Source organism: Microcystis sp. LEGE 08355 (assembly GCF_015207185.1).
In the GTDB taxonomy this organism is placed as follows: domain Bacteria; phylum Cyanobacteriota; class Cyanobacteriia; order Cyanobacteriales; family Microcystaceae; genus Microcystis; species Microcystis panniformis.
Map to the genome: position 1 here is coordinate 1 of NZ_JADEXI010000288.1, position 5864 is coordinate 5864.

At 37.9% G+C, this 5864-nt stretch carries 5 protein-coding genes and 1 pseudogene; 3 read left to right on the forward strand and 3 right to left on the reverse strand.

Features of this window, described 5'->3' with window-relative positions; translation table 11 throughout:
- Nucleotides 1-500: pseudogene (locus tag IQ242_RS14835) on the reverse strand (hypothetical protein); the annotation flags it as partial.
- Nucleotides 501-919: 419 nt separating this feature from the next.
- A complete protein-coding gene (locus IQ242_RS14840; RefSeq protein WP_193960487.1) occupies nt 920-2005 on the reverse strand; it encodes a hypothetical protein in 1086 nt (361 codons plus the stop codon).
- Nucleotides 2006-2305: 300 nt separating this feature from the next.
- Here IQ242_RS14840 and IQ242_RS14850 point away from each other — a divergent pair, with 300 nt between their 5' ends.
- A complete protein-coding gene (locus IQ242_RS14850; protein ID WP_193960489.1) occupies nt 2306-3823 on the forward strand; it encodes an ATP-binding protein in 1518 nt (505 codons plus the stop codon).
- On the forward strand, nt 3816-5138 hold the full coding sequence (locus IQ242_RS14855) for a lipopolysaccharide assembly protein LapB (protein WP_193960490.1): 1323 nt from the start codon (nt 3816-3818) through the stop codon (nt 5136-5138). The genes IQ242_RS14850 and IQ242_RS14855 overlap by 8 nt, the downstream gene beginning before the upstream one ends.
- A 55-nt stretch (nt 5139-5193) precedes the next feature.
- Here IQ242_RS14855 and IQ242_RS14860 read toward each other — a convergent pair whose 3' ends face one another.
- On the reverse strand, nt 5194-5388 hold the full coding sequence (locus tag IQ242_RS14860) for a hypothetical protein (protein WP_052276200.1): 195 nt from the start codon (nt 5386-5388) through the stop codon (nt 5194-5196).
- A gap of 325 nt (nt 5389-5713) precedes the next feature.
- Here IQ242_RS14860 and IQ242_RS14865 point away from each other — a divergent pair.
- Nucleotides 5714-5864 (forward strand): transposase family protein (locus IQ242_RS14865; protein WP_193960491.1); only part of this gene is annotated, 151 nt, incomplete at its 3' end.

Consider the following 5864-nt stretch of genomic DNA (forward strand, 5'->3'; position numbering starts at 1 on the left):
GCGAGGGAAAAACGATAGTAATCGTTGGTATCGGTGCTTCCTACCCAATCGGTGTAACTGGTAGAACTAGAACCAACCGTAATCGCTCTGGCAGCGCTGGGAGTATTCCCTGCGTTATCGACAGGAGAATACGATCTTGAAGCATATACATCAACATCATAGCGCCATTGATAACGGTAGCTGCCTAGTTGCCAATCTCGTAGAGTTGGTGGGGCACTACTGGGTTGCAAATATACAGCAATAGTGTAGTCTCCCGCTTGAAGATCATTAAAATAAAGTGTTTGTGAATTTCCATAAACGAAATTTGTATTTCGTAAAACAGATCCGTTTCTTGAAATTTCAAAATCAGGATTATAAGACCCAACTCCTCGATCATTCATGGTAATCTGGACGTTACCAAATCCCGGTGAAACGGTGAAAGTATAAAAGTCACGTGTGGCAACAGGGCCAGTAGTGTAATATGTCCACCCAATTGAGGCATTTTGTGCAATTGAAACCATTGTTCTTTACTCCTTAACTATCGCTCTTCTGGAACTCTGGCAAAAATCTTACAGTTTCTCAACTCTGGCTCTCTTATGGAGTCAGCCTTCAAGCGAGTGCTAACTAACAGAAACCCGAAATTTGAGTTTTTATTAGAAAAAAAGTTAGCGTTCCCTTGTCAAGCAAGGGTTTCAGAACCTAGATTCGGTCAGGGATTTCCGAAAGTCCCAGAAGAGCACTATACTTTCTATGGTATAAACTTGGGACTTTCCCCGATGCAAATTTTTTTTGAAAAGCTGTAAGTCTTTGTGGGATAAGGCATTGCATCGCTAAGACTGTAGATCAACTTCGGGACACTTAAGGATATAGCCAATTTTCAGGATAATTTACCTTAAGTTCCCAAAATATAATATTTATCGGAAATCTACTGAGCTAGACTTCACAGCGCAAACGCTTCCTTGTGTTTATGAAAAATCTGGTCAGCGTTGTGGTACTGATGCTTAATCATCCACTGCTCCAGTTCAATGAGATACCATTGACCGGCAAATGTTCCATATTTTAAGCAAACTTTTTCATTATCGTGTAGAGTGTGCTTAAATCCAAAACGTTCTTTATAGAGTGCTTCAATTGTTTCGTCCCCTTTTGGATAAGTCGTGTAGGAAATTTCAGTGTGAGCAATATCATGTTTGTAAGTCAAGATAGCTCGAATCAATTGCTGATAAACAAGATAACTTGTTCCTTTTTTGCCAGTTCCCTTTTCATCATACAGAGAGAGACTTTCTCCGATGCTTGTTACATTTTTGGGTAACATCAAATGCTTTCCTGTGTGTTTTCCTTCACAAAATGTTGCCAGTTGACAAGGCAAATAGTAGCCATATTCAGGCAGAGAATAGGTATAACGTGCAACACCGATTACCTGAGAGGGATTCTGTTCAGGATAGGCTAGAAAAATAACCGATTGGTGAGTAAATAAATCGTCGATTTCTTTGCAATAATTTTGTGACTCAGGATAGCGATTCTTGAGAAATAAGAAATAGGATTCAATTTCTGCCGGTGTTTCCGCTTCCTTGACCAGATAACCTTTGACCTTTGGCACATCAAAAGAAAGTAAGGCTCTTTTGCAAAGAATCCAGCAGTTGCCAATGTTATTTAACACAATAAATCCAGCACAAGAAAACAGAATCTTCACATATTGCTCAATATCAGGGGTTTGGGATATATCATAGACAAAGAGAAGACCGTTATCCTGTAACATTCTTCGGACAGTCCTTAAAGTGAATAGGGGATCTTTTTGGGTGTAATTTGTGGTCTTTAGCGTTGTAAATGTTTGTGCCGTTAAATCCTTTTCCTCGTTTGGTTTTAAATCAAGCCAACAAGAAAGTTGCTCATAGTGACGCTCTGGTATTTGACCGCTAAATAAGTGATTGACATCAACTCCATCCGACGACAGTAGCCGCACCGATGTAGATGATAATGAGATAAACTGTTTACCATTGGTTTGGTTGATTATTTGAGAAATAGCCATTTTGCTACCCTTAAGAAGAGGACAACGAGCAATGAGGCTCTCTTCATTGGGAGTAAAGCGATAGAAATCCTTAGATTTCTACGGATAAGCAAGCAAAACGATGATTTTTGGGCGCAAAAAGCAAAAGAAGCTGGAATTAGAAAGAATTAGAAAGCTTGAATGGCTTTCTATACCTATAATTGAGCAAATAGCTGATATGTACTTAGTCAGATTAGAGAAAATTTTTTCAAAAAATGAGAATTTCTGGGGATAATTGATCAACAATAGAGAAATAAACTTATGTAGATTGAATAGAGAGCAATGAAGTTAAAACTCTCCGTAGCGGGACTTGAGCAAGTCAAAACCCGATGGGCGCAAAAACAAAAAGAAGGCTGGACTAGAAAATACTTATGCACCGAGGCTAGTCAATTTTCCAAACCCGATTGGAATTGGGAAGAAATTTCAAATGACCCAGCCCACACTTATTACTCTTATTACGCCGACAACTGCTCACCGGAGACTTTAGATCATTTTTTGAGGGGTAAAAACATTCAATCGGAAGGTTTTTTTGCCTTTTGTCGAGCTTTGAACATCGACCCTTCAAAAGTCGCAGATCTAGATAATCTTTTGCAAAAACTGACTCAAGATATCGAGCCTATCTGGGTGGGGCGAGAGTCTCTTCAAAGTGATTTACTGGAAAAACTAAGAGGCGATTGTCGCATGGTCGTAATTACGGGAATAACAGGTATTGGGAAAACTGCCCTCGCCTACAAATTGGCCTTAGCTTTGTGTCAAGAAGGGTTTCCTCCTGAACCGCCTATTGATTTTGATGGGTTTAATCAACGGGAGGATCAACAGTCGCAATCAGAAGCACAAAACTTTATCAGCACAGCTATTGATTTACTCAATCGTGGCGATGAACCTGTTACGGCAAAACAAGCAAAAAACCCAGAACAATTATTAACTCAACTGGTTAATCATCTGAGCAATAATCGTCGATTGATTTGGTTTGATTCAATGGAAAATCTTTTACAAGGAGAACAACAAGATGGCAGTAATCGCTTTAAAGACCCCCTCTGGCGAGTCTTTTTTCAAAGGATATTAGAAGCCGAAGATTGTCAGACTCGAATTGTGATAACTTCGCAGGATAAGCCTGAAGATTTTGAAACTTTTAGTCAAGCTCAATATTGGCATATTCAGCCATTAATGGGATTAGAGGATCAGGAAAGTTTACAGTTATTTGAGCGCTTATTTCAACAAGCAGAAGTCGAATTAATTCTTCATGGACGTAACCTTGCTTACCTTAAAGAGATCGGAAAACTTTATGAAGGACATCCTCTCGCTATCCGCTTAATTTCCGGTGATATTATTGATAGACTGAATGGAAATATCAGCACTTATTATGAGGAGAATAAATCCCGATTTCGACGATTAAGAGAAATGATTGATGAAGCTCAAAAAGCCAATCCTGATGATTATTACAAAGTCAACTTAATGACCAAACAATTACGAAAACAACTGTTAGAGGAGGAAATCGAAAGAACAATAGAGCGACTTGAAAAAACTTTTAAAACTGCTTATTTATTGCTTATCTATGGTTCTACTTATTCATCTTTTGAATTTAAAAATGCGTGGTTTGAAAATCTTCAATTATTCTCAGAATACGAGGAACAAGATTTAGACCTAGCTCTTTTTACCTTGTTTAACCGTTATTTAGTAGAAACTCAAAAACAACTGGGATATGAACCACATATCAAACAGCACAGTTTAATTCGCAATGTTGCTTTCAAGCATCTAGTATCTACCCAAAGAAAAGAAGGAAAACCAAATCATGAATGATTTTCAATCTCCTCAATTAAGAGTCAAAGAACGTCTCACAAGTATCGATTTTACTGTTTTTGGAGAACTCGCTCAAGTTAAACAAAAAGGGGAAATTTTAGGAGCGACAGGAAGTCATTTTGAAAAAGCACATTTTGGCGCATTCATCTGGCATTTAATTGGTTATGAACGCCATATTAAGGATAAAATGGGACAGCAGCTCTCTATTCAAGAACGGGCAAGTCGTTATGTGGAAGCATTTCTCTGTCTATGTCGATTAGGTTGGTATAAAGAAGCTAAATCTTTATTTTCTTTACCCTTAGAAATTCATGATCCAACTTCTTTCCCTTTGCACAAACAATTACGCATCTGGGGACGCTATGAAGAGGGCATAAAACTGTGTAAAGAATTATTAGGAAATCTTGACAATGAAACCGATTTTCTCTGTTTAAGTGAACTCGGTTATATGTATCGAGAATTAGGACAATTAGACCAAGCAAAAAATTATGCGGAGAAACTCTTATCCTTAGCCGAGCAATTAAATAATCCTCTTTGGAAAGCAAGAGGAAAACAAAATATAGCAACAATTGATGGAATAAAAGGGGAATATTTAAGCGCTGAAATAGGACTGAATGAAGTTTTAAATCTAGCCGAGATTGTTCCCGATTGTGACGAAAAATTTGAGATTATTAATGTTGCTTATTTAAATCTGGGTAATTGTTATGGTTATCAGGGAAAAATTGACCAGACTATTGCTTGTTTAGAAAAATACTTAAAATGGGCAGAAAAAATTAAAAATCTTATTTATCAAGCAATGGCTTTACGAAATTTAGGAGAAGCATACCGGCGAATCAATGATTTAAATCCAGCTATCGATTACACTCAAAGAAGTCTTAACTTATCTGAGCAAATAACCGATGAAGCAGGAATTATTTTATCCTTGGGAAATTTAGCCTCAATTTATGGGCAACAAGCAAATTTTCAGGAGTCTGAAAAATACTTTAAGCAACAAAAGAAAAAAGCTTTAGCTATTTCAGATGTAGCAAGTGTTGCCCATGCTTGCGCTGGATTAGGAGAAATTTATAGTATCACTCGAAAGGATGATCTAGCCTATCAATATCTTAATCAAGCTTTAGATATTGCCCTCGATATTGGAGAAAGATATATAGAACTAGAGACTTTAATTGTTTTGGCAGAATTTGAAGAAAAAACCCATGATCTTAAATCAGCTATTAATCACTGGCAACAAGCCTTAAATCTTTCTGAAAAATTAAATATGCTCTCCCATAAAGAGAACTGTGAACAAAATCTAGAAAGGTTGTTAAACCCCAACTAAGTTGAGACTGAGTAACGCACAGAAAACGGGTTTCTCGGAGAAACCCGTTTTCTACTCATGCAAAAGAGATGTCTATTGAAACAATCTGAATTTCCCTGACTCGGTGCATTGGTTTGGTTGGCTTTTCGGTGGTGATTAGTTCATCAGCTTGAATTTGCAGCGCAGCAGCAACATGAAGTGCATCCATCGCCGCTAAACCGTAAGTGCCAGCAATTTCATGACTCACTGCATCCTCCTCGACGTGCAGCAAGTTCTTGTTCTATTTCGTCTTCATTGAGCAGTTGCAATCCAGCCGAAATTGCCCGATGTCGGATTTCCCATAACTTTTTGCTTAATGGTGTTTGGGGAATAAATTTTAATTATATCTATTACTTCGCTACCATTATTATTCAATTCTTTAATTAAGTAGGTAGGCGTTAAAAGTTGTCAGATGCCCCCCTTATCAAGGGGGGATCCCCCCGCCTATCGGCACCCCCCTTATCAAGTAGGGCTGTTTCATTCTCCCATCAGAATATCAAAAGTAAAAGCGATCACTATCAGGTAAAATGAGGAGTGACCGCCAACCTTTCAAATATATGTTGAGCTTAATAGAAAAACTAAAACAAGTCAAGGACTTTCGGAAAGATCAAGGAAAAAGACACCCTTTATGGATAGTATTAGTAGTAATAATACTGGGAACAATGCTAGGATACTCAGGTTATAGAGAGCTAGGAGAGTTTGCTAAAA